The sequence below is a fragment of the Dorea sp. YH-dor226 genome (assembly GCF_039832105.1).
Taxonomy (GTDB): domain Bacteria; phylum Bacillota; class Clostridia; order Lachnospirales; family Lachnospiraceae; genus Dorea_A.
The window spans coordinates 257,838-284,187 of record NZ_JBDOHS010000002.1 but is presented as its reverse complement, the minus strand read 5'-3'; the positions used below and the strand labels follow the sequence as shown (position 1 = coordinate 284,187).

The following is a 26,350-nucleotide window of genomic DNA, read 5'->3' as shown; positions in this document are numbered from 1 at the left end:
GCAATATAGCAGACAGCATTTTTTTCAAAAAATGTAAAAAAGGACTTGTATTTTTACAAAGAATCTAGTAATATATGATTAATCTATATTTCTGAATGAATCCAAATTAATCAATCTGTTAATTTGGAAAATCTATGATCTTTTATCTGATGATCCGGTTAAATTCCCTGAGAAAAAGAGGTGGTGATGAGTGGCACCAGGAAAAGAAGGATATGATGTGCTTCGTCTGATTGAACATGGTCAGATCTGTTATGTAAGTTCTGAACATGTTTATGGAACGACACTGGCACAATATCTAAGGCAGAACCCTTGTGTGGAAAAGAAACAGTTATTTCTGTGGATGCAGGAGATTACCAGACAGTTGGAACTGATCCACAGATGTCGCGGGAATCCCAGTTATAAGTATGTGAATCCATATAGTATCATTATATCAAAAGACAGAAAAATATATTTTATGGATGTTGAGTCCGGGACGAATCAGGAGATGCTTCGTCAGATGAGAAAGCGTAAAGTACGGGAATATTTTCTCCCGGAAGAAGAACGTTATTATCAGAATACCAGTATACAGCTGGACATCTATGGGCTTGGAAGAACGCTGCAATATCTTCTGGCGCACACGGTGCCGGATGAAAAACTTGGCAGGCGTGAAGAAATTAAAATTCAAAGAATGATATCAAAATGCCTGAAATGGCAATCTAAGAAATCGTATCAGAATGTATCAGAAATTCGTCAACAGATCCCAGAATATAAAGTGAAAAGAGAGAAGTTAAAGATCAGATGGAAGTTGCTGGCAACAGTTGGAATCCTGATTGTCGCAGTCCTGGGAAAATATTGGCTTTCCCAGGGCAATCTGGAGGAAAAGACTGCACAGACAGCAAAAGAAGAGGCGAAACTGAAAGAAGAGGTTTCAGAAGAAACGATTACAGTTACTGCAGACAACGAAGAAACTGAGGAAGCGTATATGGATCTGGCAATGGCTTATTTTCTTGATATCGGAGATTACGAAAAATCTCTAGAATATCTGAAAAAAGCAAAAAATACAAATCCATGTGCGAAAGAGCTGGAAGTAGTTGTTTTGTGGTTTTCCGGTGAGAAAATGTCAGAAAAAGATAAAAAAAGTTACCAGGAGCATCTGGAAAACCTGGAAAAAAATGTGCCGGAAAAAGGAGCATATCGATATTTACAATGTCTGATCCGTGGATATCAGATGATGAATACAGAAAAAGCAGCGTCTCATATGATTCGGCTTGGAAACAGATTTCTGCAGTCTGATGAAGCAAAAGAAGATGATGTCGCGGAAGTAAAAGAAGCAATGATCACAGCGTACGAGACACTGGGACAGACAGAAAAAGCGGCAGAATTCTGCGAAGAAGTTCTGGAGAAAGAAACACAGGATGAAAAACGGGAAGGGTTATATAAAAGAGCTGTGATGCTGTATGAAGAATGTGGAAGTATAGATACAGCACTGGAGATATGTTCCAGAGGCGTGAAGGAGATGAATGGTTCAACAGAATTGAAACTGCTGCATATACGGCTGCTATGCGCAGAAGAAAGTATAGGAAGAGATATCTGTGCACAGACGATTCAATCGTATGCAGAGCAGAATCCGGAGATTCTGGAATCCGAAGAATTTGTAAAACTGCAGAGAGAATATGAAATACAAGTGGAAGGAGATACAATATGGGTTGGAAAATGAAACGAGTGGCTGCATTGATAATTATACTGGTGATGCTCTTTGTGCAGTATTCGGGAGGCACAAAGATATCATATGCACAGAATAATGATTTCAGGGTATCTGATGAGGACATGGGAGAAGAGGGAGAAGAGGGAGACATGGAGTCTGAAACAGAGACGGAAAAAGAGCAGGATAAAGAAGATAAGGAAGACAAGGAAGAGGATAGAGAAGAAGAGCTCATAGAGTGCTATCAGCTGCAGATTCCGGAAGAAAACGGAAAAAATGGGTATTATATATCGAAGCCGGAGATAAAAATCATACATATCAGCAACGCAGGAAGCACGAGATACTGTCTGATCAATGAAAAGGGCCAGATAACCGAAGGACTGATAAAAACGAAGGGAGAGGAAGCGGTACTGGCAGATGATGTCTGGTCGGAAGGCAGGAACAGGCTTTCTGTCTGGATGGAAGATGGAGAGGGAAAGATCTTAGATGCGTATTACTGTGAAAAGAGCATCATGATAGATACGCAGAAACCGAAGCTAAGCCTTCAGACACCATATGGTTATGATGCCTGGTATCAGAAAGAACTGCCGCTCAGTGTATCTGCAGAAGAAGAGGAGGGCGGAAGTCAGATTGCGGAAATCGTATGTTATGCAGAGGAGCAGTTTGTCGGAAAAAGTACGGAAAGAACAGCAGTTTTTTCCATTACCAGTGCTTCTGTAAAGGGAAAGGGTGTACATATCAGAGTTACAGCGTCAGATTATGCGGGAAATTATACAGAAGCATGCTGTGAAGTATATATTGACCAGAGTCTGCCAACAGCAGTTCTTGAAGGAATCTCAGATTATAAGATTACAAGTGAACCGGTTCAATTTGCATATCAGGTGACGGAAGAGAACCTGATAGGGGATCTGAAAGCGTGTACGACATGGGAACATACAGATGGGGAAACAACAGAGATACCGGTACAGGTATGGGAAGATACAGAGAACGGGAAAAAGGCTGTACAGATTTTGAGTGAGAACGGGACTTATCGAATGAATCTGAGTGTAAGAGATTGCGCCGGTTATGAAGCCGATGCTTCAGCTCAGGTGATTATCGATAAAGATAACCCGGTGATCCGGTATATCGATCAGCTGAACGGAAGATATCTGAAGAAATTTTGTTGGGAATATCAGACAGAAGACTGGATTCATGATTATACCAGTTTCAGTTATACGGTTCAGCTGGATGGAAAGAATTATCATATGGGAGAGACTGTTGTAAAAGAGGGCAGACACATCCTGACGGTAAAAGCGATTGATTCAGCCGGGAATGTCGGTGAGGCAAAAGCAGAATTTGTGATAGACCGTACGGAACCCAAAATATGTTTTGAGGATGTAGAAGACGGAGAATCTTATGAAAAAGAAAAAACATTTCGTATATCTACAGAGGATAAAACAGACAGAATCGAAGAAATAAGGATGAATGGAGAACTGCAGAAGATCCGCCAAAATAATGGTATCTGTCAGTTCCATGTCCAGGAAGTGAAAAACTATGAGATAGAAGTAAAAGCAGTTGATATGGCAGGAAATCAGAAAATCGCAAGAATCGGCTTTCAGGTGATCCCGGAGAAAACAATGCTGCAGAAGTTAACATGGCCGATCAAAACAAAGATTCTAAAGGAAGAAAAAGCAGAACCGACAGAAGAGAAGAAAGAAACGGAAGGAAATACATACAGGGGAATTATAACAGGAGGCCTGTTGATTATAATTCCGGCTGTGATACTGGGAATCCGGCATCTGAAAAAGCGCCGTAAAAGGGAGGATGCCGGGTAACTGTTTTACCAGTTCCCGGCATGTATTATGAAAAAGTTTATTCAAATAGTATATAAATACTAGATAGCGTCTTTTGTATTTCTTTCATGGTTATAGTATAAGAGAAACCTATGAAGAAAGAATGTTGTAGAAGTGAAAGAATTTTGAAAGATAAATGAACAAATTGTTAACACGGATATTTTGCAAAGATTTTGTTGGAAAATCCAAGAAAATGCTTTATACTTTAAAACAGTTATCGATAAGAAAGGAAGTAGGAGCATGAAATACATTTCATTTGCGATTCCGTGTTATAATTCACAGGAGTATATGGCACATGCGATTGAGAGCATCCTTCCGGGAGGAGAGGACGTAGAGATTATTATTGTAAATGACGGATCGAAAGACAGAACATCTGAAATTGCACATGAATATATGGAAAAGTACCCGAGTATCATTAAAGTGGTTGATAAAGAAAATGGAGGCCACGGAGATGCGGTAAATGCAGGACTTGCCAATGCACAGGGGAAATATTTTAAAGTAGTGGACAGTGATGACTGGGTAGATACAGAGGCACTGGAAAAAATACTTCAGTTTCTGCACCGGTTGGAGGATGAGCAGGAAAGTATTGATATGCTGGTTTCGAATTATGTGTATGAAAAAGTCGGAGCAGCGCATAAGAAGGTAATACATTACCGGAATGTTCTTCCACAGGAAAAGATATTCCGCTGGGATGAGATCGGACGTTTCCACCTGGATCAGTATATTCTGATGCATTCTGTAATCTACCGGACGGATATGCTGAAACTGAGTCAGATCAGTCTGCCAAAGCATACATTTTATGTGGACAATATCTATGTATATTATCCGCTGCCATATGTCCGTAAGATCTATTATCTGGATGTGGATTTTTACCGGTATTATATCGGAAGGGAAGATCAGTCTGTCAATGAAAAGGTCATGATTAAGAGACTGGATCAGCAGATCTTTGTTACCAGAAAGATGATAGACATGTATCAGATGAAGGATATCCAGAGTAAAAAACTTCGTCAGTATATGATGAATTATCTTGCAATTATGATGACAGTATCATCTATATTGTGTATCCGGTCAAAATCCAAAGAAAATCTTGAGAAAAAGAAAGAACTCTGGGAGTACCTGAGTCAGAAAGATTTCAAGACGTTCTTAAGAATCCGTTATGGAATTCTGGGGCAGACGATGAATATTCCGGGAAAGCCGGGAAGAAAGATCTCATCGATGGCATATTCTGTAGCCAGAAGACTGATCGGATTTAATTAAATCAAATCTATGAATAATATAACAGCCATATCATATACTAAGGATAGTGAAGAAAAGGAGTATATGATATGGCTGTTGATTTTAAGAATAGTGAAACAAAAGTAAATTTAATGAAGGCCTTTGCAGGGGAAAGTCAGGCAAGAAACAGATATACAATTGCAGCACAGGAGGCCAGAGAGAAGAAATACTATGCGATCGGGGAAGTGTTTTTGTTTACTGCAGATCAGGAGAGGGCACATGCGAAAAGATTCTATGACCTTCTGAAAAATCTGAATGGAGAGACGATCGATATTGAGGGGAGTTATCCGGTAGATTATGACGACAGTATTACAGGATTACTGCGTGCAGCACAACACAATGAGATGGAAGAGGCAGATGATGTCTATATGGCTTTTGGAGAAAAAGCAAAGGAAGAAGGATTCATAGAAGCGGCATCAGCCTTTTTCCATATTGCCAGGATTGAGGCGGTTCATGGAAAACGATTTGGACTGCTCGCAGAGCTTCTGGAAAGTGGACGATATTACGAAACCGGCCGGACAGGATACTGGATGTGCCTGAATTGTGGATATATTCATAAAGGTACAAGAGTACCGGAAGTATGTCCGACATGTCTGGAAGAAAAGGGATACTTTATTCCGGCAGATCTGGCCCCTTATCTTAGAGGAGATCTGATCGTAGTGTATTAATGAAAATGCATCAAAAAGAATATTGAAACAGAAAGGGACAGTATGACGAGTCAAAAGTTGGAAAATCTGTTGAATCTGGCATTGGATGCCACGGAAGAAGAGAGGGAAAGGTCACTGAATCTGGATGTCGGATATCATCCGATTGAAAGAAAATGGGATCTGATTGTAAAATATTCCGGAAACCTTGATCAGGTGAGAGCACTGGCGGATCAGGTAACAGAACTTCAAAATGAATATGCGATTCTGACCATTCGTGAATCTCTGATTGAGAGGCTGGTGACTGTTCCGGAAGTGGAATATGTAGAAAAACCGAAGCGGTTGTTCTTTCAGGCGGCGAACGGAAGACGGGTATCCTGCATCAATGCGGTGCAGAATACCCGTTTTTCGTTATATGGACAGGGTGTTCTTGTGGCTGTAATTGATTCGGGAATCGATTATACCAATGAAGACTTTCGTAATCCGGACGGAACGACCAGGATTCGTGCCCTTTGGGATCAATCACTGGTACCGGGCGAGGGGAGAAACTCTCCGGAAGGGTATACATTGGGAGTAGAATATTCACAGGAGCAGATCAATGAAGCACTGAGACAGCCGACATCGTTGCTGCAAAGAGAGATGCTTCCAAGTATGGATATCTCCGGACACGGAACAGCAGTTGCCGGGATTGCCGCAGGAAACGGGCGGAGCAGCAATGGGGTGTATGCCGGTGTGGCATCACGAAGTGAACTTCTGGTTGTGAAGCTTGGCAATCCGATGCAGGAAGGATTCCCGCGTACGATCGAGCTGATGGAAGGACTGGATTACGTTCTGCGGAAAGCATTGGAATTTCGAAAGCCGGTAGCAGTGAATATCAGTTTTGGGAATACCTATGGTGCACATGACGGAAGTTCACTTCTGGAACGTTATATCGATGATCTTTCCAATCGCTGGAAAAACTGTATCTGCGTTGGAACCGGCAATGAAGCAGCGGGTGCAGGCCATACTGCCGGTACTCTTCAGGAAGGAGAGGAGAGACGGATTCAGCTTGCTGTTCAGAGCCGTCAGACTGCGATCAGCGTTCAAATCTGGAAGGAATATACGGATCAGATTGAGATTGCGATGATTACACCGGCCGGAGTCCGGGTGGGTCCGCTTCAGGAGATACTTGGTCCCCAGCGATTTGTGGTCGGAGGGACAGAGATTCTTCTGTATTATGGAAAGCCAAGTCCATACAGTACTTCACAGGAAATATATATCGATATGCTGCCGCGGGAAGCTTATATTACGGAAGGCATATGGCAGATTGTTCTGATGCCGCGAAAGATTGTTACCGGAGCATATGAATTATGGCTTCCAAGTGAAAGTGTTCTGAATCGCGGAACGGGATTTCTGTTTCCGACCGATCATACGACACTCACCATTCCTTCTACTGCCGGGCGTGTGATATCGGTAGGTGCGTATGATGCATTGACATTTGCATACGCAGATTTTTCCGGTCGTGGGTTTACCCGAATGTTGAATCTTGTGAAACCGGATATCGTGGCTCCGGGCGTGAATGTGACAACTACCGTGCCGGGAGGAGGATATGCAAGTTTTTCCGGCACTTCTTTTGCAACTCCGTTTGTCACGGGAAGTACGGCACTCTTAATGGAGTGGGGAATTATAAAAGGGAATGATCCGTATCTGTATGGAGAGAAAGTGAAAGCCTATCTGAGAAGAGGGGCGAAAACACTGCCGGGATTTACAGAATATCCGAATCCACAGGTTGGGTATGGGGCATTATGTTTGAGCGAAAGCCTGCCTAAGAGATGAAGTTAACAAGAAACGAAAAATTAAAAAATGCTGTTGGCGGGACAATACTTTAACAAAAATGAAATTATACAATAAATTAAAATGAAATTATACAATAAATTAAAAGTGTTGGAAAAGATATTGACATGTATTATAATAATAGAATTAATCAACAAATATTAAGTAAAGGAAGGTCGAATTTGTGATACAGGATGAAAAAATAAAAAATTCCAGTGAGTTGGAGTTTGCTGTGTTTTGCATTGAAAATGTGGCGGCAAAGCTGGGGGTAAATGCAGAGTATGTCTATCAAGCATTTACTGAAAAGAGTGATATTCTGAACGGATATATCGTGCCGGAATATGAAGTGCTGCATACTCAGAGCCGGGAATATATCGTAGACGACATTCTTGACGTGATGAAAGAAAGGGGTGTGAAAGTATGATTCTCTATCATGGTTCCTTTTTAGAGATTGCCAAACCGGATTTGGTTCATTCCCGTTCTAATGTTGACTTCGGACGTGGCTTCTATGTCACGCCACTGCATGAGCAGGCTGAAAAGTGGTGCGGAAAGTTCAAACGGCGTGGAAAAGACGGTATTATTTCTCGATATGAGTATGATGAAAGCCGGAAAGTTGAACTGAAAATTTTGAAATTCGATTCGTATTCCGAGGAATGGCTGGATTTCATTCTGAACTGCCGTAGCGGAAAAGATTCGACAAATTATGATCTTGTTGTGGGCGGTGTTGCCAATGATAAGGTATTCAATACGGTGGAACTGTTTTTTGACGGATTGATTGATAAGATGGAAGCCATCAACCGTCTGCGATATGAAAAGCCGAACCTGCAAATTTGTTTCCGCACAGAGAAGGCATTGTCTCTGCTGCATTTTGAAGGGAGTGAAATATTATGACAGCTAATCCGATTTTACTTCAGAAAAAATACAGCCGTGTCATTGAGTGCTTTGCTAAACAGCAGGGATTTTCACTGGATACGGCATTGGATTTCTTTTACCATTCCGAGACCTATCAGCTGATTCGTGACGGTGTATCGGATATGCACTGCATGAGCGATGCGTATCTGGCAGAGGAACTGGAACAGGAATATGCTGAGAAAATGCGGGATACTAAGGAAGAACAAATTTGAGGATAAGCTGAATGGTGCGGTTTTAAGCCATTTTCATGGCAAAAAAGCCGCATAATTTTTCGCCATGTGTGCAAAAATCCGTCCAGTGGACGAATTTTTTTTGTAGCAATGACTTGACATCCTCGTGGCATTATGTGTAAAGAATAGTTTCCCAGTGTAAATTGTCTTTATGTGAATATGACAAGTAAGTCCGGATTGTGAATATTTGCTTGATAATTCTGTAGATTGAAAAAAATAATGTGATAAAATAAGAACAAAATTATATCAGGGAGTTAAATGAGATATAAAATGTATCCAACGATTAACATGAAAGCTACTGGGATTCTTTTGCGCCAGATCATGGAGCAGAAGAATATGTCAGTAAAGGATGTTCAGAGGTATTTAAATTTATCTTGCGTACAAAGTGTATACAGATGGCTTAGTGGGCGTAGTATGCCATCAATTGATAATTTGTATGCTTTGTCAGAGCTTTTTCAGATGCCGATAGATGATATGATTGTCGGGAACAGAATCTATCAGTTCCCAATTAATAACAACCCTTTATATTTTCGAATGAAAGCATATTATAAGGGGATTATGGGTTGTTGTACAGCATAACTATTCTGGAGTCGTCCTGCGCTTGAATAATGATTGTATTGAACTACAAGTTCAATGACAAATTATGGAAAAGGTTTTAAAATTGTTCTATCAATTTTTGAAGTGCGGGAGGAAGAAAAGATGGGAACTTTTGCAGGTTTATTTCAGAAGGCAGGAGCGAAAATACCGGATGATAAAAAGGAAGAGTTTAAAAGTCGTATTGAGAAATTATTCCAAGCAGGTGGTATGATGGAATTGGAGCGAGTACAATTGTGCGATAGGAATGTTAATGTATTGAAACAGGCTTCCATGCATGAGTACGGAATGGATTTTTTTTATAATTATTTTGAAGATGCTGCTTGGGAGAACGCGGGATTTGATATAGAGGGAAGCAGTGTATGGAGTGAAAAGATTGGCTGGAGTGAATTTCATTTGGTTGTTGTCGCAGCATATGTTCTGGAAAGCCTTTATTTGAATGGGCCTGCAATTGTGATGGTGAATGGTAAGTTTGTAACTGCACACAGGTATGTTGGATGGATTAATTATCTGTTCCAGGAAGATTATCCTAAGAAGAATGATGATCTATGGGAAGTATTTGAAACTATGCATGACCAGGAAGATGAATACGGCATGGATTTGGACATGTATGACTGGGATGATTTAATATATGATATATACGGATTGATTGGATACTATGAGATTCGGGCTGTTTTATCTGGATCTGATGCTGTGGATGAAGAATTTGATAAAATGATGAACAGCAAAGAAAAAAGAAAAGGCGATGACAAAAAGACTTTTTTTGACTATAGCAGGGCGTTTAAGGCAACAGTTATAGATTATCGTAAAAAGAGTAGTTGGGATAAAACAGAACAACTTTCACGAATCATGGAAATGCTTCGTTTATACTTTGAGCAGGAAAATATGTCTCTTGAAATCTGTAAAAAATATGAGGATAAAGATTTGGAGATTATCTGTCTTTTGGCTGCATTGACAGACGCTCCGGCATATTTGGTCAAGGTCGTATCAGAGATATATGAAAAAGATTTCTGGGAATTATGGAAAGAGATGGAGGGTGCTTCTCCAAAAAGAATTTATCAGAAAGTGAGTCAGAAGACAATAATGTCGGTTTCTACCAAGGATTTTTTTCGTATAACAGCTGATGATATGATTCTATTTTGGGGAGAGGATAAAAATATTCAGTTTTCGCATGAAATAAAGGAGTGGTTTGTCGATTTAAGAAAACAGTTTGAAGATATTTTAAGAGAAGAGTTTATGCCTCAAAATCCTTTGCTATGGATTTTAGATCTAATGAAATATGCGGATGAGAATTATTATCGTGTATACACATTTTCGGATTATTTTGAGGAGACAATCCTATACTTAAGTGATAAACGTTTTTTGGCATTATGGAAGATTTATGAGAAGATGCTGCATGATCATGAGATGGAAGAAGCGGGAAATGTAATTTTTGTTCCTGATGGCCCGGAATACGAGAAGATTGGTATACATTATTGGGGTACACAGCCCCGTCGCCGGTTAAAAACGCAATGGGATATGATGAAAAAGGAAGAGAAGAATAACAAGGCAAGAGTAACATTTCGCCGTTATATGGCACTGGTGGCAAATAGAAAATTGAGGAAAGAGGTGTTTGGTTTTTGAATAGGAAATTTGCTCTAAAAGGTGCGATTGCAAAAGCAAAGGCAAACGCAGTACAGGGAATTCCCCAACTGATTCAGATTTGAAATCTTACATAAAATTAACATAAGCGTTCCGTAAATTTGACATAAAAGAGTTATAATTTCTCTGATTATGTGGATATAAAACTTTTGAGAAAGGAACTGTTCAGATGAAGAAATCAGAGAAAAAATCAGAGAAAAAAGCAGAGAAAAAGAAAGAAAATACAACGAAAATCCCATATATGATGAACCGGGAACTGTCATGGCTGAAATTTAATGAAAGAGTATTGAATGAAGCAGGAAATCCGAGAGTGCCTCTGGCAGAACGATTGACATTTGCAGCAATCTATCAATCGAATCTGGATGAATTTTACAGAGTCAGAGTCGGTACACTTATGGATCAGATGGAATCTTCAGAAGTGGTTCGTGAAAATAAAACAAATATGACCAGCAAAGAACAGGTAAAGGCAATTCTGAAAGCGACCAGAGAATTGGATCAGAAAAAAGAGCAATTAGAAAAACCGCTTTTTCTTGACGTGAGAGTATATTATTTTGTAAAATACAGTATAAACAAAAAAATGAATATATCCGGTGAACGGCTGCCCTAGACACCGAAAGGGGCCGAAGAAGCAAACCCAGAGTTCATGCATCTTACTCTGGCGGAAACTGACAGGCAAAAGGAAGGCAGTCTGACGGAACTTTGGAGAGAATGCAAAATGCATCGCCTACGAGGCTAGAACCAACTGGCAAAAGGACAGAGAATCATAGATGACTTTTATTTGTGTGGAGGAAGAAGCTATGAGAATGATGTTGGTTGGTGCGGGAGCAGTGGGCGAAAGTATCCTGAAGATCTTGCAATGGCGTGACCAGGAAGGAGCCTGGCTGGAATATGTGCTGGTGTGTGATTTTGAAAGGAAGCGTGCACAGGAAGTGGTTGAAAAACTGGATCGGGATGACAGGTTTGAAGCTGCGGCAGTGAATGCTACGGAGAAGGAAGCCATGATACGGTTGATCCGGATGCATCAGATTGATTTCCTGATGGATGCTGCCCCGCCGTTTGCCAGCAATTATATTTTTGACGCAGCTTATGAGACAGGAATAGATTATGGGAATATGGGAACCTGGTCGGTCCCTATGGAACATCCGGCTTATGGACCGGGGATCGAGAACAGCTATGAAGAACCTATGACAAAGTATAATTTTGACCGATTTGATGCATGGAAGAAACGCGGCAATATGGCGTTAATATGTATGGGAATCGATCCGGGAGTCGTTAATGTGTTTGCCAAGTATGCCGCAACGCAGCTGTTGGATGAGATTCGGGAGGTCCATGTCAAAGACGGCGGCAATCTATCTGTTCCGGGTTCGGATCCGGATGATATTATGTTTGGGTTCAATGTGTGGACTGTATTGGATGAAGTCATGAATCCGAATGTGGAGTATGACGCATCCAGAGGAGGACTGCTGGTGGACAGACCATTTGCAGGAAAAGAGGTCTGGGAGATGCCGGATGGTGTCGGACAGAATACACTGGTGAAGGTGGAGCATGAAGAAGTCGTCACCATGCCAAGATATCTGAAGCAGTATGGGCTTCAGCGGGCAACGTTCAAGATCAGTCTGGATGAGAGTCTGATCACGGCATTAAAAGTCATTGATAAGCTGGGACTTCGCAGCATTCATCCGGTGCGAATCGGTGAGACAGAAGTGATCCCAAGAGATGTGGTGGCAGCTTGTGCTCCGCAGCCCGGGGATATCGGGAGTGAGATGACCGGTGAGATGTTGGTCGGAGTACAGTGCATTGGGAAAAAAGATGGAATGGATAAGTCCTATTTCCTGTATCAGGCCTTTGATAATCAGGAATCCATGAAAAGATGGGGGTCGCAGGCGGTTGTTGCACAGACGGGATTTGGTGCAGCGCTGGCGATTGAACTGATAGGAAAAGGCATCTGGAAGGATGCCGGAGTCTATTCTCCGGAATATTTTGACCCGCTTCCATATATGGCATTGATGGATGAAAGCGGGTATGAGTATCATATTGAAGAAATGAAATTATAAAAGTATATTCTGCATGTCTTCCGGTAACGGTGCGGTGAATTCCAGCATCGTTCCGGTGATCGGATGTGGAAAACAGAGCCGGTGGGAGTGAAGTGCCTGCCGGCTTATATATTCCATATCGGGGTTATACAGATAGTCTCCGATCAGAGGATAACCCAGATATTTCATGTGGATCCGGATCTGGTGTGTGCGGCCGGTTTCCAGTTTCAGTGAGACCAGACTGTGATCATTGGCTTCTTTTACAACTTGATAATGGGTAATGGCAGTCTCTCCGTGTTCCCAGTCTACGGTCCGTTCAATGATGGTGCCGGGTTTGCGGGCAAGAGGAGCGTTAATTGTACCGGACTGTGGAGTGACGTGCCCACGGACGATTGCCAGATATTCCCGATGGATCTCTCTGCGATAGACCATGGCGGACAGAATATTGCCACTGACCAGATGCTTGGCAACGACCGTAAGTCCGGAGGTGTCGCGGTCCAGTCGGTTGCAGCACCGGAAGATAAATGGCTTTTCCTGTGACTGGTAATACCAGGCCAGTGCATTTGCCATGGAATTGGTGTAGTTGTTCAGGGAAGGGTGAATCGGCATCCCTGCAGGCTTATTGATCACGATAATGTCTTCGTCCTCATATACAATATCTAATGGGATCTGTACAGGAGGAATCTTTTCGGAACAGGCAGTTTCCTGAATGCAGACCTGCAGCCTGTCACCGGCATGAAGAAGCTGGCGCATATAATAATGTTCCCCATTCACAAGAATGCTTTTTGGCATTCGTTTGATTTCTGTAAGATTCTGTCCGGAATATCCGTGTCGTCTTAAGAATTGCTCGACGCGAAGTCCGTCATCTGTTTTTTCTATCATATATTCGATCGTTCGATTCATTGCATTTTCCTCACATTTTAGCTATGATATCTACGGATTGCATTATACCATAAAAAGTTAGGAGTTGAAACTATGACAGGATTAAGTACATTATGCTATATAAAAAAAGACGGAAAGTATCTGATGCTTCACAGAACGGTGAAGAAAAACGATGTGAACAAAGATAAGTGGATTGGTGTCGGAGGACACTTTGAAAAAGAAGAAAGTCCGGAAGAGTGTCTGTTAAGAGAAGTTCGGGAAGAGACCGGCTATACGCTTACTTCCTATCGGTACCGGGGCATTGTCACTTTTGTATCCGGAAATGGGGTGACAGAGTACATGTCTCTTTTTACGGCAGACGGATTCGAAGGAGAGCCGATTGCATGTAATGAAGGAGAATTGGAGTGGGTAGATATTGAGGAAGTATGGAAGCTGAATATCTGGGAAGGAGATAAGATTTTCTTTCGTCTGATCGATGAAAATCAGGAGTTCTTTTCTCTGAAACTGGTTTATGACGGCAGGGATCGCTTAGTGTCTGCAGCTTTGAATGGGAAGCCGATGGAATTATTTGATATTCTTAATCCAGATGGCAGCAAGAGCGGACTTGTAAGAGAACGGGGAGTAACGCACAGGGAAGGAAGTCTGCATGCAACGGTTCATATGTGGGTTGTAAGACCGAACCAGAAGAGCGGATATGATGTACTGCTGCAGAAGCGGAGTGCAGTTAAGGATTCGAATCCGGGAAGTTATGATATCTCATCTGCCGGGCATGTGGCAGCGGGAGATGAATGTCTGGAATCAGCTGTCAGAGAGATGGAAGAGGAACTGGGAATGTGTGTCAGGAAAGAAGATCTTCATTACGTAGGAATTCATCACGGAAAATTTGAAGCAGTGTTTCACGGAAAGGTATTCCGCGACAATGAACTGAGTTCTGTCTACGTATATACAGAGCCGGTGGAAATCAACAGCCTCAGACTTCAGGAATCAGAAGTGGAAGAAGTAATATGGATGGATTATGAAGAGTGTCGTCAGAAAGTACATGAGGGAACGATAGATCATTGTATCTATGAAGATGAATTTCGCATGGTAGGAGAGTACTTGAATACCTCTATATAAAAAATGGCTAATTAATTCAAGAGAACTTGACAACACGTTAGTCGCAATGTATAATTCATTTAAATTATCAATAATTTAAAATTACTTATTTACACATCTTGTATCAAACAGAGAGGATGATTTTGTTGAGAAAAGGTGTGGGGGAAAAGGAGGACGAGTAAAAATGAGTACTCAAACAAAAAAGAAGCTTCCAATGGGCTTCTGGGCATGCTCTACGACAGAGATTTTTGAACGTTTTGCTTATTATACCGGACGTTCTATTCTGTTAGTTTTCGTAGCAGCAAGTGTAGCATCAGGTGGTCTTGGTCTGTCAGAAGGAACTGCTGCAACTATGCAGTCACAGTTGACAGCATTTTCTTACGGACTTCCTATTCTTTGTGCCATTATTTGTGACCGTTTGATCGGTGCAAGGTATACTACTCCGATTGGTATGCTCCTCTGCGGTATTGGTTACTGGATTGGATCTATGGCAACAAGCGGCGGAATGGTATATGCGATGATCTGGTGTATCAGTATCGGTCTTGCATTCTATAAGACTGGTCCATTGATCGGACGTATCGTATCCAGCGATCAGCTCGACAATGCATATTCTGTACGTTATGGTCTTGTTAACATCGGTGCATGTGCAGGCCCGTTCCTTGCAGGTATTCTGTATCAGGATGTATTTGCAAGTGGAGATATGATGGGATACAGACCATGCTTCAAGATTGCAGCAGTCCTGATGTTCTTAGGAGCAATCTGGTTCACGATCGGAACACGTTTCATGGGTGAAGCTGGTAAGACTCCATTTAAGAAAGAACTGACAGAGGAAGAAATTGCACGTGAAGCAGAGCTGAAGGCTAAGAATAAGGAAGAGAAGAAGATGCCTTATACAACGCTTGAGAAGAAGAGAATTGCTGCAATCATTCTCATCTGCATATTTGCAATCGTATTCTGGGTATTCTGGTATCTGGCATACCTGCCTGTATATTATTTCTGGGGCGAGAACGCAAACTGGGTAATCGCAGGTTACAACGTTCCGCTTACATGGTTTGATGCGGCAAATGCTTTATTCTGTGTACTTGTTGGTATGTTTGTAACTCCGAAGCTCTGGAGCTATCTTGCAAGCAGACCAAAGGGAGATATGAGTATTTATAAGAAATGTGCATTGGGTATTGGTACTCTTGGTATTGGATATCTGTTCTTTGCACTGATGGATGTTATCCGCGGCGATGGACAGATCAGCTGCCTGTGGCTCTTGATCTTTGCAGTCCTGATCACATTAGGTGAGATGTTCTTCTCTCCACTGGGAAATGCATTTATTGCGAAATACGCACCAAGCCGTATTTACTCTACAATGCAGTCTGTATGGGGACTTGCAATTTTCTTCGCAGCAATCAGTTATGGATACGTATACAATGCATTGTTCGGAGGAGCGATCAAGTTCACAACTGCATGTATTATCATTGCAGTGATTGCATTCGTTGCAGTTGCACTTCTGGTTGTTCTGGACAAACCGTTAACAGCATTGGTTGAAAAGAAAGACGACGAAAAATAAGAAAAATAAAGTAGAATTATAGAGTAAAATGATGTAAAATGATATTAGGATTGCAGGAATACATACAAGTTGCCTGACAATCCTAATATTATTAGGGAAAAAACATTACTATTTTACAGGAGGCGTTATAACATGAGTATTCCAGAGAGATTAACAAATCTGCGCGCGAAGATGGAGGAAAAAGGAATTGATATCTATGTTGTTCCGACAGCAGATTTTCACCAGAGCGAATATGTTGGGGAATATTTTAAAGCAAGAAAATATATCACAGGTTTTTCCGGTTCAGCAGGTACAGCTGTCATTACCAAGGATGAGGCACGTCTTTGGACAGATGGACGTTACTTCATTCAGGCAACTGCACAGCTGGAAGGGACAACTGTTGAATTGATGAAGATGGGTGAGCCGGGAGTTCCGGAGCTTACAGATTATCTGAAAGATATATTAAAAGCAGGCGATACCCTTGGATTTGACGGACGTGTAGTATCTGTCGGAGAAGGACAGGAGTATGCAGAAATTGCAGAAAAGAAGGGAGCAAAGGTTGCTTATCATGAAGATCTGATTGATCTGATCTGGACAGACCGTCCGGAGCTTTCAAAAGCACCGGCATTTGCTCTTGGAATTGAATATGCAGGAGAATCAGCAGCGGATAAATTAAAGAGAACCCGCGAAGAGATGGAAAAAGCAGGAGCAAATGCACATGTGCTTACAACTCTGGATGATATCTGCTGGACATTGAATATTCGTGGAGATGATATTGAATTCTTCCCATTGATCCTTTCTTATGCAATCATCACAATGGATGGCATGGAACTATATATTGACGAAAATAAATTAAATGATGAGATCAAAGCGCAGCTGGCGGAGTTAAACGTAAAACTTCATCCATACAATGACATATATGAAGATATCCGCAAACTGGATGACAGTACAGTGCTTATGCTTGATCCGGGTAAGCTGAACTATGCTTTATACAATAACATTCCTGAGAACGTGAAGAAAGTGGAAAAGAGAAATCCGGCGATTCTGATGAAAGCGATCAAGAATCCGGTGGAAGTGGAGAATATTCGCAAAGCACAGATCAAGGACAGCGTTGCACATGTAAGATTTATGAAGTGGCTGAAAGAAAATGTTGGCAAGATCACAATTACCGAGATGAGTGCAACAGATAAGCTGGATGAATTTCGTGCTGAGATGGGCAACTTTATCCGTCCGAGTTTTGAACCGATCGCATCTTACGGAGAGCATGGTGCAATCGTACATTATACTTCATCACCGGAGACAGATGTGGAACTGAAAGAAGGCAGTTTCTTCCTTACGGATACAGGTGCAGGATTCTGGGAAGGTTCTACAGATGTAACGAGAACATATGCGCTTGGTGAGGTTTCACAGAAGATGAAAGATGACTTTACACTGGTTGCAATCAGTAACCTGTCACTTGGAAGTGCAAAATTCCTGGAAGGATGTACAGGTATGGTACTGGATGTTCTTTCCAGAAAACCATTCTGGGATCGTAATCTGAACTTCAATCATGGAACCGGACATGGTGTGGGTTACCTTTTGAATATTCATGAGGGTCCTGCAGGATTCCGGTGGAAATACCGCAAAGGAGAAACAGAGGTACTCCATGAAGGCATGGTTATTACGGATGAGCCGGGAATCTATATCGAAGGTTCTCACGGAATCCGTCTGGAGAATGAGCTTCTGTGCTGCAAGGGTGAGAAGAATGAGTACGGACAGTTTATGTACTTTGACGCAATCACATTGATTCCAATGGATCTGGATGCAATCAATCCGGATATCATGACTGCAGAAGAGAAGAAACTTCTGAATGATTACCATAAGAAGGTATATGATACGCTTACTCCATATCTGAATGAAGAAGAAACAGAATGGCTTGCGAAGTATACAAGAGCAATTTAAGATTGGATATATGAATATTGTCAAAACCGGGATATATCATTTTCGATATATCCCGGTTTTTGCATGGAAATGCTTTCTGGCATAAGGATAAAAACAGGTTCAAATTCCCATATAAATCTTGACAGAAAATTGAGAGAAGAGTATAATAATATACAGATTATTAATAATTAATTATCTTTAATTCAGGAATGATCAACTGTAGAAAAGTCAAGATCAATGGAGAGGTGAAAAAATGAGTATTCCTGAAAGATTGAAAAAATTACGTATAAAGATGGAAGAAAAAGGAGTCGATGTATATATTGTTCCGACAGCTGACTTTCATCAGAATGAATACGTAGGCGAGTAGGAAGAATACGCCAAAGTTGCAGAAGAAAAGCAGGCAAAAGTTGCATATCATGAAGATCTGATTGATCTGATTTGGGAAGACCGTCCGGAACTTTCCAAAGCGTCTGCATTTTCACTTGGAGTCGAATATGCAGGTGAAACAGCAGCAGATAAATTAAAGAGAATTCGTGAAAAGATGGAAAAAGCCGGGGCGAATGTACATGTCCTTACAACTCTTGATGATATTTGCTGGACTTTGAATATCCGTGGTGATGATATTGAGTTTTTCCCATTAGTACTTTCTTATGCCATTATCAGGATGGACAGTATGGAATTGTACGTTGATGAAAATAAATTAAATGATGAGATCAAAGCGCAGCTGAATGAATTGAATGTACATCTGCATCCATACAATGATATCTATGAAGACATTCGCAAGCTGGATGGAGAAACAGTAGCATTGATTGATCCCGGAAAATTGAATTATGTTCTGTACAACAATATACCTGAAAATGATAAAAAAGTGGAAGCAGAGAATCCAACAATGCTTATGAAATCTGCAAAGAATCCGGTAGAAGTAGAAAATATCAGGAAAGCGCAGATTAAAGACAGTGTGGCGCATGTCAGATTTATGAAGTGGCTGAAGGAGAACGTAGGTAAGACTAGAATTACTGAGATGAGCGCTACAGAAAAACTGGATGAATTACGTGCTGAAATGGGCAATTTTATCCGCCCGAGCTTTGAACCGATTGCATCTTATGGTGAGCATGGGGCTATCGTTCATTATATATCTACACCAGAGACGGATGTGGAATTAAAAGAAGGAAACTTTTTCATGACAGATACAGGAGCTGGATTCTGGGAAGGTTCTACAGATGTAACAAGACTTTTGAATATCCATGAGAGCCCGGCAAGTTTCCGCTGGAGATATGTCAAAGGTGACACGGCAGTATTGCAGGAAGGTATGGTTATTACGGATGAACCAGGTTTCTATGTGGAAGGATCCCATGGTATTCGTCTGGAAAATGAGCTTCTGTGCTGTAAAGGTGAGAAAAATGAGTATGGACAGTTTATGTATTTCGATGAGATTACATTAATTCCAATGGATCTGGATGCAATTAATCCTGATATTATGACAGAAGAAGAGAAGAAGCTTTTAAATAATTATCACAAGAAAGTATACGACGCCATTTCCCCTTATCTGAATGAAGAAGAAACAGAATGGCTTGCGAAGTATACAAGAGCAGTTTAATATCCAAATGGCCTATTGATAGAAAAGTGCCGGGATGCATCAGTGTGTGCATCCCGGCACTTGTAGTTACTTGAAGATATTATGAAATATACGATAGTGTTCTAAGGAAAGACCGGTGGCTCAATAATATCAAATGAGAACGGGAAATCTGCCTCAGACATCCCCTTTTCTTTGATCATGTAGTCCACTGAATTTTTGTAATGACTGGAAATCATATTGCAGATAGCCTGACAGTCTTTGCTCAGATAAATGTCATAAATTTCTTTGTGGACGTCATATTGTCTGTGTGTTACAGAATCTTTATGATCAGTCTGCTGATAAAATGTGAAAAAAGTAGCAAAATCCAAGGAAGACCATGCTTTTGTAAGATAAGGCATATGTGCTTCGTGGATCAAGACAGTATGAAATTTGTTATCATAGATAATAGGTTCTGTAAAGTCAGAGCCATCCATATCCTTCATGTAATCCAGTATGGAGGCCATTTCCTCCATCGCTTTATCCGAGATATTGCCTGCACAGGCGCGTGCTGCAGTAAGCTCATAAGATCCTCTGATTAACAGTGCTTCAATTACATTCTGGAAAGAGATATCCCTTACGGAGCAGCCGACATTACGGGTATATTCTACCAATCCCTCCTGCTCCAGCTGGCGAAGCGCTTCACGCACCGGACCATGGCTGACACCAAAATTAGTGGCTAATTCTGATTCCGTGATTCTCATTCCGGGCTCGAGTTCATGGTATAGTATTTTTTTTCGAATAGCATCTGCAACTTGTTCTCGCAGAGTTTTGTGATGAATTATATTTTTCATATGCAACGTTCCTTCTTTGTTTATATAATATCATTCTACCACAAGAAGGAACTGTAATAAACATAAAAATTATTCATAAATATTAATTTTTCTTTTGTATTTATGAAAATACATGAATGCTTAGGGGCAGTAGGAACAGATATACATTTGTTATAAAGATGAAAAAATTATATTTCCTATGATAATATTGCGGATTTTGTTGAAAAATGGGTTATAATAGAAAAAAATACAAAATCAAAAAGAAGAAAGGAAGATTAGATATGGCAGTCGTACATTTGACGAAAGATAATTTTCAAAAGGAAGTATTAGAAACTAAGATTCCGGTGCTGGTTGATTTCTGGGCGACCTGGTGTGGTCCCTGCCAGATGGTAGGACCGATTGTAGAGGAGATGGCAGAAGAAGTTACAGATGCCAAGATATGTAAGGTTGATGTTGATGATCAGCCGGAGCTTGCAAGGCAGTACAGAGTGATGTCCATCCCGACATTTCTGGTGTTCCGGGATGGAGAAGTTGTAAAGAGGGACATGGGTGCAAAGCCAAAACATGAGTTGATGGAGCTGCTAAAAGCTTAAACAGCAATGATAAGACCAGATTCCAGCCATGAGAAAGGCATAGCTTCCGGATATATCGAAAGCTATGCCTTCATTCATCGGGGTAACAGGATTCGAACCTGCGACCTCACGGCCCCCAGCCGTGCGCTCTGACCAAACTGAGCCATACCCCGATACAACTATTCTACCGAATTGCACCAGATAATGCAAGCTTTATTTTCCTTTGGAAATTCGTATGGTATAATAGCCTTAATGATAGAAGGCGTATTTGAATATATGCGAAAGGAGCTTGGATTATGAAAGTAATGGTAATAGGACCGAGAGGTAAAATGGGGAAATTAATCACACAGGTGGCTGCAGGAAGAGAAGATATGGAATTGTCAGCGGCTGTTGGCCCGAAAGGCGGAGAGTATATCGGTAAAGATCTGGGAACCGTGGCTATGGTAGGACGTGATCTGGGAATTCCGGTTACGGATAATCTGGAAGACGTAATTGATTCATGTGACGTAATCATAGATTTCTCAACGAAAGAGATGGCAATGCAGGTATTGGATGCGGCAATTGCTCATAAAAAAGCTCTGGTCTGTGGTACAACGGGATTTTCGCAGGAAGAGATGCAGCGTTTTTGTGACGCGGCAACAGAGATTCCGATGCTGTATGCGGCAAATACTTCCAAACTGGTCAATATTATGAATAAATTGTTGGAAATTGTTACAGAAACACTGAAAGACGAGATCGATATTGAGATTTTGGAAATGCATGATCAGTGGAAAAAGGATGCACCAAGTGGAACATCAAAGGAGATGGGTGAGATTATGGCACATGCGCTTGGAAAAGAGCTGAAGGATATTGCGGTCTATGGACGGGAAGGGGCATCACCGAGAGAGACGGGAACGATCGGATATCATTCTCTGCGTGCCGGTAATATTCCAAGCAGCCATACCGTATATTTTGGTGGTATGGGTGAACGACTTGAGATCACGCATCATTCCTATAACTGGGAATGTTTTGCACGAGGAGCTTGTGACTGTGCAGCATACCTGGCAGATAAAGGACCGGGATTCTATACGATTAAAGATGTATTGAACCTGTAATCATTAAAATGGATTGTTGCAAAATATTTGCAACAATCCATTTTAATCTTTGATCAGGTTAATATCTTTCTCGTCCAGACGCATCTTTTCCAGGCGTCTGATTCTTTCATCCAGATGATGATCCGTCAGATACCGGTATACACTTTTGGGAACCAGCTGTGCCCATTCCTGATCTGTCGCGATCAGATTGCGAATCTTGGACCCGGTGATTCCTTTTTCTTCCGGTGCCTTTTTCCATAGCACGACAACATTCAGACCAAGACTTTTCAATCTTTTGTATTTTTCCTCATCCCAATCATCAAAAATGCCCATATAATACACCGCATCTTTTGGTGCATACTGCAGGATGTATTCCGGATAACTGATTGGAAACGGAATGATCTCATATTCTGATTCCGGTACACCGAATTCTGCCATTGCCCCTTTAATGATTTCGCTTCGTTCAAAATAGGTAAGTGGATTGGCCGATTTTGCGGAACGATTAATATCCAGAGGAATATCCCTGGTGTGAAGACTGTCCGGATTGGTAATGCCGATATAAAGCTTTCGACATCTCATCTTTGCAGCAAGTATGTATTCCATATGTTTTAAATGCAGTACCTGAAATCTTGCATGAATTACGCCCGTTTCTGCTAACATGTATATTCTCCCCTCTTCTGTCCAGTGTTTACTTTCGATATTAGTATACTCTGATTGATGAGATAATTGCAAGCCCTTGCAATATCTTGTCGAATTCTGTGAAAAAGAGGTTGACGTTTGTGAAAAAATAGGGTAAAATCACAATATGCAAAAAACAGATTGCACTCTATAATTATAATTCGATGAAGAGAAAGAGTAGGAGCAGATGACTCACCTACAGAGAGCTGCTGGTGGTGGAATGCAGTGGGAGCATTGTTTTGAAAATCATCTCTGAGAAGGAAGACCGAAAGGAAACATCCGATATCCATTAAGTCTTCTCGGGGGTTTCCCGTTACAGAAACCGCGTATGATAGTGCGTTGTATTCGTACTTGTTTTTTAGAAAACAGGGTGGTTGCGGAATGATGATGAGATATGGATCCGTCCCTTTTGGGGATGGATTTTTTTGTTCTTTATAAAAGTTTGTTCCGTAATGCCATAGGAACAGCCAACGCAATAGAAAAGAAAGGATGAGAAAAGATGAGTAATCATACGGAAATCAGATGGCATGGCCGTGGCGGTCAGGGTGCCAAGACTGCAGCACTGCTTCTGGCAGATGTAGCATTTAAAACCGGAAAATATGTACAGGGCTTCCCGGAATACGGACCGGAGCGTATGGGAGCGCCGATCACAGCGTACAATCGTATCAGTGATGAACAGATTCGTGTACATTCTAATATTTATGATCCACAGTATGTAGTGGTTGTAGATGAATCCCTGCTCGAATCAGTGGATGTGACAAGCGGATTGAAAAAAGAGGGAGCAATCCTTGTGAATACACAGCGTTCCAAAGAGGAGATTATTCCACATCTGAAAGGATATGAAGGAAAAGTATATACCATCGATGCATATAAGGTTTCGATGGAGACCATGGGAAAATACTTCCCGAATACACCGCTTCTGGCCGCAATCGTCAAAGTGGCGGGTATTATGGATGAGGAAGTATTTCTGAGAGAGATGAAAGCCTCTTTTGAACATAAGTTTGCAAGTAAGCCGGAAGTAATTGACGGCAATATGAAGGCTCTTGAAATGGCGTTAAAGGAGGTACGGTAATGGCAACAGATATCAGTAAATTAGGCGTAAAGACAAAATGGCAGGATCTGACGGAGGGAATGATCGTTGCAGGGGCAGGAACCTCCAGAGATTTTAAGACCGGAGAATGGTCTACCAATAAACCGGTATTTATTGAGGATAAATGTAAGCAGTGTCTTCTTTGTGTTCCGGTATGTCCGGACAGTTCTATTCCGGTAAAAGATATGAAGAGAGGCGCATTTGACTATGATCACTGTAAAGGATGCGGCATCTGTGTAAAAGCATGCCCATTTGGCGCAATTACGATGGAAGGGGTGAAGTAAGATGGCAAAGAGAGACAGATTATCAGGTAATGAAGCGGTGGCAGTAGCGCTCAGACAGATTAACCCGGATGTATTTCCGGCATTTCCGATTACGCCATCTACAGAGATTCCACAGTACTTTGCTTCTTTTGTGGCAAATGGTCAGGTAGATACGGAGTTTATCACAGTGGAAAGTGAACATAGTTCCATGAGTGCGGCAATCGGAGCAGAAGCAGCAGGAGCAAGAAGTCTTACAGCTACTTCTTCCTGTGGTCTTGCGTATATGTGGGAAGAATTGTATATTGCAGCATCCAACAGACTCCCTGTGGCACTTGCACTGGTAAACCGTGCACTTTCCGGTCCGATTAACATTAACTGTGATCATTCAGACAGTATGGGAGCAAGGGATTCCGGATGGATTCAGATTTATGCAGAGAACAATCAGGAAGCATATGATAACATGGTCCAGGCATATCGGATCGCAGAACATCAGGATGTCAGACTTCCGATCATGATCTGCCAGGATGGTTTTATTACCAGTCATGCGGTAGAGAATATTGAACTTCTGGAAGATGAAGAGGTTAAAAATTTTGTTGGAGAATATGAACCGGAGAATTATCTGTTGAATCCGGAGTGTCCGATGGCGGTGGGTCCTTATTCCATTACCGATTATTATATGGAAGCAAAGCGTAATCAGGCAGAAGGAATGAAACATGTAAACGGGGTCGTTCTGGATGTAGCAAAAGAATTTGCTGCGCTTTCCGGAAGAGAATACGGATTGTTTGAAGAGTATTGCATGGAAGACGCTCAGAGAGCTGTAGTGATCATCGGATCTGCATCAGGAACCACGAAAGACGCTATAGATAAGCTTCGTGCACAGGGAGAAAAAGTCGGAATGATCAAGATTCGTCTGTTCCGGCCGTTCCCGGCTTCCGAGATTGCAGAAGCATTGAAAGGTGTAAAAGCAGTTGCGATCATGGATCGTGCGGAGAGCTATACCAATCAGGGCGGTCCGCTTGGAGCTGATGTGATGGCGGCATTGTTCAGAGCGAGATCTGAAGCGCTGGCAGTGAACTATATTTATGGACTTGGTGGTCGTGACGTGCGCGTAGAAGATATGGAAGCCGTATATGAAACCCTGAAACAGATCATCGAAGACGGCGATGCAGGAGAGACCTATCGTTATATGGGAATCAGAGAATAGGGGGCGAAGAAGATGAGTTATAATTTTAAAGAAACGATGAATAAAACGGAGCGTCTTGCTCCCGGGCACAGAATGTGTGCCGGATGCGGCGGTACGATTGCTGTAAGAAATGTACTCAGAGGACTCCACGAGGGAGATAAGGCTGTAATCGGCAATGCAACCGGCTGCCTGGAAGTCTCAACATTTACATATCCTTATACCGCGTGGGAAGACAGCTATATTCACAATGCATTTGAAAATGCAGGAGCAACATTAAGCGGAGTGGAAGGTGCGTATAAAGTATTAAAAAGAAAAGGAAAACTGGACGAGACATATAAGTTTATTACATTCGGCGGCGACGGCGGTACTTATGATATTGGTCTGCAGTCTCTGTCAGGAGCTATGGAACGGAATCAGGATATGGTATATGTGTGCTATGACAATGGTGCGTATATGAATACCGGAATTCAGAGATCTTCAGCGACTCCAATGTATGCGGATACAACGACGACTCCGGTTGGAACTGAAAGTAATGGAAAGCCACAGAACAGGAAAGATCTGGCAGCAGTAATTGCCGCGCATGATATTCCATATGTCGCACAGACTACATTTGTGCAGAACTTTAAAGATCTGCATATCAAATCTGAAAAAGCGATCTATACACCGGGAGCTGCATTTTTGAATATCATGGCTCCATGTCCGAGAGGGTGGAGATACAATACTCCGGATATTATGGAAATCTGTAAGCTGGGAGTTGAAACCTGTTACTGGCCGCTGTTTGAAGTAGTAGAAGGAAAATGGATCCTGAACTATGAGCCGAAGAAAAAACTTCCGATTGAAGACTTCTTAAGACCACAGGGCAGATTCAAACATCTGTTTAAAAAGGGAAATGAATATCTTCTGGAAGCATTCCAGAAAGAAGTGGACAGAAGATGGGAAGAACTTCAATTCAGATGTTCCAGAAATGCATAAAACAAACGTTGTAATTTCGTGAAAAAAATACTATAATTTTCTTATA

At 41.6% G+C, this 26,350-nt stretch carries 22 protein-coding genes, 1 tRNA gene, 2 pseudogenes and 1 other annotated feature; of the genes and pseudogenes, 21 read left to right on the top strand and 4 right to left on the bottom strand.

Features of this window, described 5'->3' with window-relative positions; genetic code table 11:
* The first annotated feature begins 190 nt into the window (after nucleotides 1-190).
* From ABE547_RS03160 to ABE547_RS03110, 11 genes and pseudogenes are all read left to right on the top strand, one after another.
* A complete protein-coding gene (locus tag ABE547_RS03160; RefSeq protein WP_347377406.1) occupies nucleotides 191-1,696 on the top strand; it encodes a hypothetical protein in 1,506 nt (501 codons plus the stop codon).
* Nucleotides 1,681-3,495 (top strand): hypothetical protein, encoded by a 1,815-nt coding sequence (locus tag ABE547_RS03155; RefSeq protein WP_347377405.1) that lies wholly within the window; start codon nucleotides 1,681-1,683, stop codon nucleotides 3,493-3,495. Before ABE547_RS03160 ends, ABE547_RS03155 begins: the two co-directional genes overlap by 16 nt.
* A gap of 258 nt (nucleotides 3,496-3,753) precedes the next feature.
* Nucleotides 3,754-4,770, top strand: a complete 1,017-nt coding sequence (locus ABE547_RS03150) for a glycosyltransferase (protein ID WP_347377404.1) — start codon at nucleotides 3,754-3,756, stop codon at nucleotides 4,768-4,770.
* 68 nt (nucleotides 4,771-4,838) lie between these two features.
* The gene (locus ABE547_RS03145; protein WP_347377403.1) at nucleotides 4,839-5,456 is read left to right on the top strand and encodes a rubrerythrin family protein; all 618 of its coding nucleotides are present in this window, start codon (nucleotides 4,839-4,841) and stop codon (nucleotides 5,454-5,456) included.
* Nucleotides 5,457-5,498: 42 nt separating this feature from the next.
* Complete coding sequence (locus ABE547_RS03140) at nucleotides 5,499-7,247, top strand: S8 family peptidase (RefSeq protein ID WP_347377402.1); 1,749 nt, start codon at nucleotides 5,499-5,501, stop codon at nucleotides 7,245-7,247.
* A gap of 181 nt (nucleotides 7,248-7,428) precedes the next feature.
* On the top strand, nucleotides 7,429-7,668 hold the full coding sequence (locus ABE547_RS03135; RefSeq protein WP_347377401.1) for a DUF3791 domain-containing protein: 240 nt from the start codon (nucleotides 7,429-7,431) through the stop codon (nucleotides 7,666-7,668).
* On the top strand, nucleotides 7,665-8,135 hold the full coding sequence (locus tag ABE547_RS03130; protein ID WP_347377400.1) for a DUF3990 domain-containing protein: 471 nt from the start codon (nucleotides 7,665-7,667) through the stop codon (nucleotides 8,133-8,135). Before ABE547_RS03135 ends, ABE547_RS03130 begins: the two co-directional genes overlap by 4 nt.
* Nucleotides 8,132-8,368 (top strand): DUF3791 domain-containing protein, encoded by a 237-nt coding sequence (locus ABE547_RS03125; RefSeq protein ID WP_347377399.1) that lies wholly within the window; start codon nucleotides 8,132-8,134, stop codon nucleotides 8,366-8,368. Before ABE547_RS03130 ends, ABE547_RS03125 begins: the two co-directional genes overlap by 4 nt.
* 651 nt (nucleotides 8,369-9,019) lie before the next feature.
* A complete protein-coding gene (locus tag ABE547_RS03120; RefSeq protein ID WP_347377398.1) occupies nucleotides 9,020-10,603 on the top strand; it encodes a hypothetical protein in 1,584 nt (527 codons plus the stop codon).
* 262 nt (nucleotides 10,604-10,865) lie between these two features.
* Nucleotides 10,866-11,135, top strand: a pseudogene (locus ABE547_RS03115) (polyphosphate kinase 1); the annotation flags it as partial.
* A gap of 283 nt (nucleotides 11,136-11,418) precedes the next feature.
* Complete coding sequence (locus ABE547_RS03110) at nucleotides 11,419-12,675, top strand: saccharopine dehydrogenase C-terminal domain-containing protein (protein WP_347377397.1); 1,257 nt, start codon at nucleotides 11,419-11,421, stop codon at nucleotides 12,673-12,675.
* Here the strand turns inward: ABE547_RS03110 and ABE547_RS03105 are convergent.
* A complete protein-coding gene (locus ABE547_RS03105) occupies nucleotides 12,670-13,557 on the bottom strand; it encodes an RluA family pseudouridine synthase (protein ID WP_347377396.1) in 888 nt (295 codons plus the stop codon). The two genes, ABE547_RS03110 and ABE547_RS03105, sit on opposite strands and share 6 nt — an antisense overlap.
* A 72-nt stretch (nucleotides 13,558-13,629) precedes the next feature.
* Here ABE547_RS03105 and ABE547_RS03100 point away from each other — a divergent pair, with 72 nt between their 5' ends.
* The 4 genes and pseudogenes from ABE547_RS03100 to ABE547_RS03085 all read left to right on the top strand — a co-directional run bounded on the left by ABE547_RS03100 (nucleotide 13,630) and on the right by ABE547_RS03085 (nucleotide 19,685).
* Nucleotides 13,630-14,652: an NUDIX domain-containing protein gene (locus ABE547_RS03100; RefSeq protein WP_347377395.1), complete on the top strand. Its 1,023-nt coding sequence runs from the start codon at nucleotides 13,630-13,632 to the stop codon at nucleotides 14,650-14,652.
* Between the two features lie 163 nt (nucleotides 14,653-14,815).
* A complete protein-coding gene (locus tag ABE547_RS03095) occupies nucleotides 14,816-16,189 on the top strand; it encodes a peptide MFS transporter (protein WP_347377394.1) in 1,374 nt (457 codons plus the stop codon).
* 132 nt (nucleotides 16,190-16,321) lie between these two features.
* Entirely contained in the window at nucleotides 16,322-18,109 is a 1,788-nt protein-coding gene (locus tag ABE547_RS03090; protein ID WP_235248995.1) for an aminopeptidase P family N-terminal domain-containing protein, read from the top strand.
* 232 nt (nucleotides 18,110-18,341) lie between these two features.
* Nucleotides 18,342-19,685: pseudogene (locus ABE547_RS03085) on the top strand (aminopeptidase P family N-terminal domain-containing protein).
* Nucleotides 19,686-19,786: 101 nt separating this feature from the next.
* Here ABE547_RS03085 and ABE547_RS03080 read toward each other — a convergent pair.
* Entirely contained in the window at nucleotides 19,787-20,494 is a 708-nt protein-coding gene (locus ABE547_RS03080) for a GntR family transcriptional regulator (RefSeq protein WP_347377393.1), read from the bottom strand.
* Nucleotides 20,495-20,754: 260 nt separating this feature from the next.
* On the opposite strand from ABE547_RS03080, the gene trxA reads away from it, so the two are divergent.
* A complete protein-coding gene (trxA, locus tag ABE547_RS03075) occupies nucleotides 20,755-21,066 on the top strand; it encodes a thioredoxin (protein WP_235249922.1) in 312 nt (103 codons plus the stop codon).
* Between the two features lie 77 nt (nucleotides 21,067-21,143).
* Here trxA and ABE547_RS03070 read toward each other — a convergent pair.
* A tRNA-Pro gene (locus tag ABE547_RS03070) sits at nucleotides 21,144-21,218 on the bottom strand.
* A 123-nt stretch (nucleotides 21,219-21,341) separates the two neighbouring features.
* On the opposite strand from ABE547_RS03070, the gene dapB reads away from it, so the two are divergent.
* Nucleotides 21,342-22,139, top strand: a complete 798-nt coding sequence (gene dapB, locus ABE547_RS03065) for a 4-hydroxy-tetrahydrodipicolinate reductase (protein WP_347377392.1) — start codon at nucleotides 21,342-21,344, stop codon at nucleotides 22,137-22,139.
* A gap of 42 nt (nucleotides 22,140-22,181) precedes the next feature.
* On the opposite strand, the gene ABE547_RS03060 is transcribed toward dapB, so the two are convergent.
* Nucleotides 22,182-22,778 (bottom strand): nicotinate-nucleotide adenylyltransferase, encoded by a 597-nt coding sequence (locus ABE547_RS03060; RefSeq protein WP_235249919.1) that lies wholly within the window; start codon nucleotides 22,776-22,778, stop codon nucleotides 22,182-22,184.
* A 173-nt stretch (nucleotides 22,779-22,951) separates the two neighbouring features.
* Nucleotides 22,952-23,207: a binding site (T-box leader), on the top strand.
* A gap of 88 nt (nucleotides 23,208-23,295) precedes the next feature.
* Here ABE547_RS03060 and ABE547_RS03055 point away from each other — a divergent pair.
* From ABE547_RS03055 to ABE547_RS03040, 4 genes are read left to right on the top strand one after another with little or no spacing between them, the layout of a single operon-like run.
* On the top strand, nucleotides 23,296-23,868 hold the full coding sequence (locus ABE547_RS03055; RefSeq protein ID WP_347377391.1) for a 2-oxoacid:acceptor oxidoreductase family protein: 573 nt from the start codon (nucleotides 23,296-23,298) through the stop codon (nucleotides 23,866-23,868).
* Nucleotides 23,868-24,170 carry a 4Fe-4S binding protein gene (locus tag ABE547_RS03050; protein WP_235249916.1) on the top strand — a complete coding sequence of 101 codons (303 nt, stop codon included), beginning with the start codon at nucleotides 23,868-23,870 and terminating at the stop codon, nucleotides 24,168-24,170. Before ABE547_RS03055 ends, ABE547_RS03050 begins: the two co-directional genes overlap by 1 nt.
* A 1-nt stretch (nucleotide 24,171) precedes the next feature.
* The gene (gene porA / locus ABE547_RS03045) at nucleotides 24,172-25,353 is read left to right on the top strand and encodes a pyruvate ferredoxin oxidoreductase (protein WP_347377390.1); all 1,182 of its coding nucleotides are present in this window, start codon (nucleotides 24,172-24,174) and stop codon (nucleotides 25,351-25,353) included.
* Nucleotides 25,354-25,365: 12 nt separating this feature from the next.
* Entirely contained in the window at nucleotides 25,366-26,304 is a 939-nt protein-coding gene (locus ABE547_RS03040; protein ID WP_347377389.1) for a thiamine pyrophosphate-dependent enzyme, read from the top strand.
* Nucleotides 26,305-26,350 lie beyond the last annotated feature (46 nt).

Excerpts from the sequence above, each read along its gene's own strand:
- ABE547_RS03155 (WP_347377405.1), top strand. The coding sequence starts at position 1,681 with ATGGGTTGGAAAATGAAACGAGTGGCTGCATTGATAATTATACTGGTG.
- ABE547_RS03150 (WP_347377404.1), top strand. The coding sequence starts at position 3,754 with ATGAAATACATTTCATTTGCGATTCCGTGTTATAATTCACAGGAGTAT.
- ABE547_RS03145 (WP_347377403.1), top strand. The coding sequence starts at position 4,839 with ATGGCTGTTGATTTTAAGAATAGTGAAACAAAAGTAAATTTAATGAAG.
- ABE547_RS03140 (WP_347377402.1), top strand. The coding sequence starts at position 5,499 with ATGACGAGTCAAAAGTTGGAAAATCTGTTGAATCTGGCATTGGATGCC.
- ABE547_RS03130 (WP_347377400.1), top strand. The coding sequence starts at position 7,665 with ATGATTCTCTATCATGGTTCCTTTTTAGAGATTGCCAAACCGGATTTG.
- ABE547_RS03125 (WP_347377399.1), top strand. The coding sequence starts at position 8,132 with ATGACAGCTAATCCGATTTTACTTCAGAAAAAATACAGCCGTGTCATT.
- ABE547_RS03120 (WP_347377398.1), top strand. The coding sequence starts at position 9,020 with ATGACAAATTATGGAAAAGGTTTTAAAATTGTTCTATCAATTTTTGAA.
- ABE547_RS03110 (WP_347377397.1), top strand. The coding sequence starts at position 11,419 with ATGAGAATGATGTTGGTTGGTGCGGGAGCAGTGGGCGAAAGTATCCTG.
- ABE547_RS03105 (WP_347377396.1), bottom strand. The coding sequence starts at position 13,557 with ATGAATCGAACGATCGAATATATGATAGAAAAAACAGATGACGGACTT.
- ABE547_RS03100 (WP_347377395.1), top strand. The coding sequence starts at position 13,630 with ATGACAGGATTAAGTACATTATGCTATATAAAAAAAGACGGAAAGTAT.
- ABE547_RS03095 (WP_347377394.1), top strand. The coding sequence starts at position 14,816 with ATGAGTACTCAAACAAAAAAGAAGCTTCCAATGGGCTTCTGGGCATGC.
- ABE547_RS03090 (WP_235248995.1), top strand. The coding sequence starts at position 16,322 with ATGAGTATTCCAGAGAGATTAACAAATCTGCGCGCGAAGATGGAGGAA.
- ABE547_RS03080 (WP_347377393.1), bottom strand. The coding sequence starts at position 20,494 with ATGAAAAATATAATTCATCACAAAACTCTGCGAGAACAAGTTGCAGAT.
- trxA (WP_235249922.1), top strand. The coding sequence starts at position 20,755 with ATGGCAGTCGTACATTTGACGAAAGATAATTTTCAAAAGGAAGTATTA.
- dapB (WP_347377392.1), top strand. The coding sequence starts at position 21,342 with ATGAAAGTAATGGTAATAGGACCGAGAGGTAAAATGGGGAAATTAATC.
- ABE547_RS03060 (WP_235249919.1), bottom strand. The coding sequence starts at position 22,778 with ATGTTAGCAGAAACGGGCGTAATTCATGCAAGATTTCAGGTACTGCAT.
- ABE547_RS03055 (WP_347377391.1), top strand. The coding sequence starts at position 23,296 with ATGAGTAATCATACGGAAATCAGATGGCATGGCCGTGGCGGTCAGGGT.
- ABE547_RS03050 (WP_235249916.1), top strand. The coding sequence starts at position 23,868 with ATGGCAACAGATATCAGTAAATTAGGCGTAAAGACAAAATGGCAGGAT.
- porA (WP_347377390.1), top strand. The coding sequence starts at position 24,172 with ATGGCAAAGAGAGACAGATTATCAGGTAATGAAGCGGTGGCAGTAGCG.
- ABE547_RS03040 (WP_347377389.1), top strand. The coding sequence starts at position 25,366 with ATGAGTTATAATTTTAAAGAAACGATGAATAAAACGGAGCGTCTTGCT.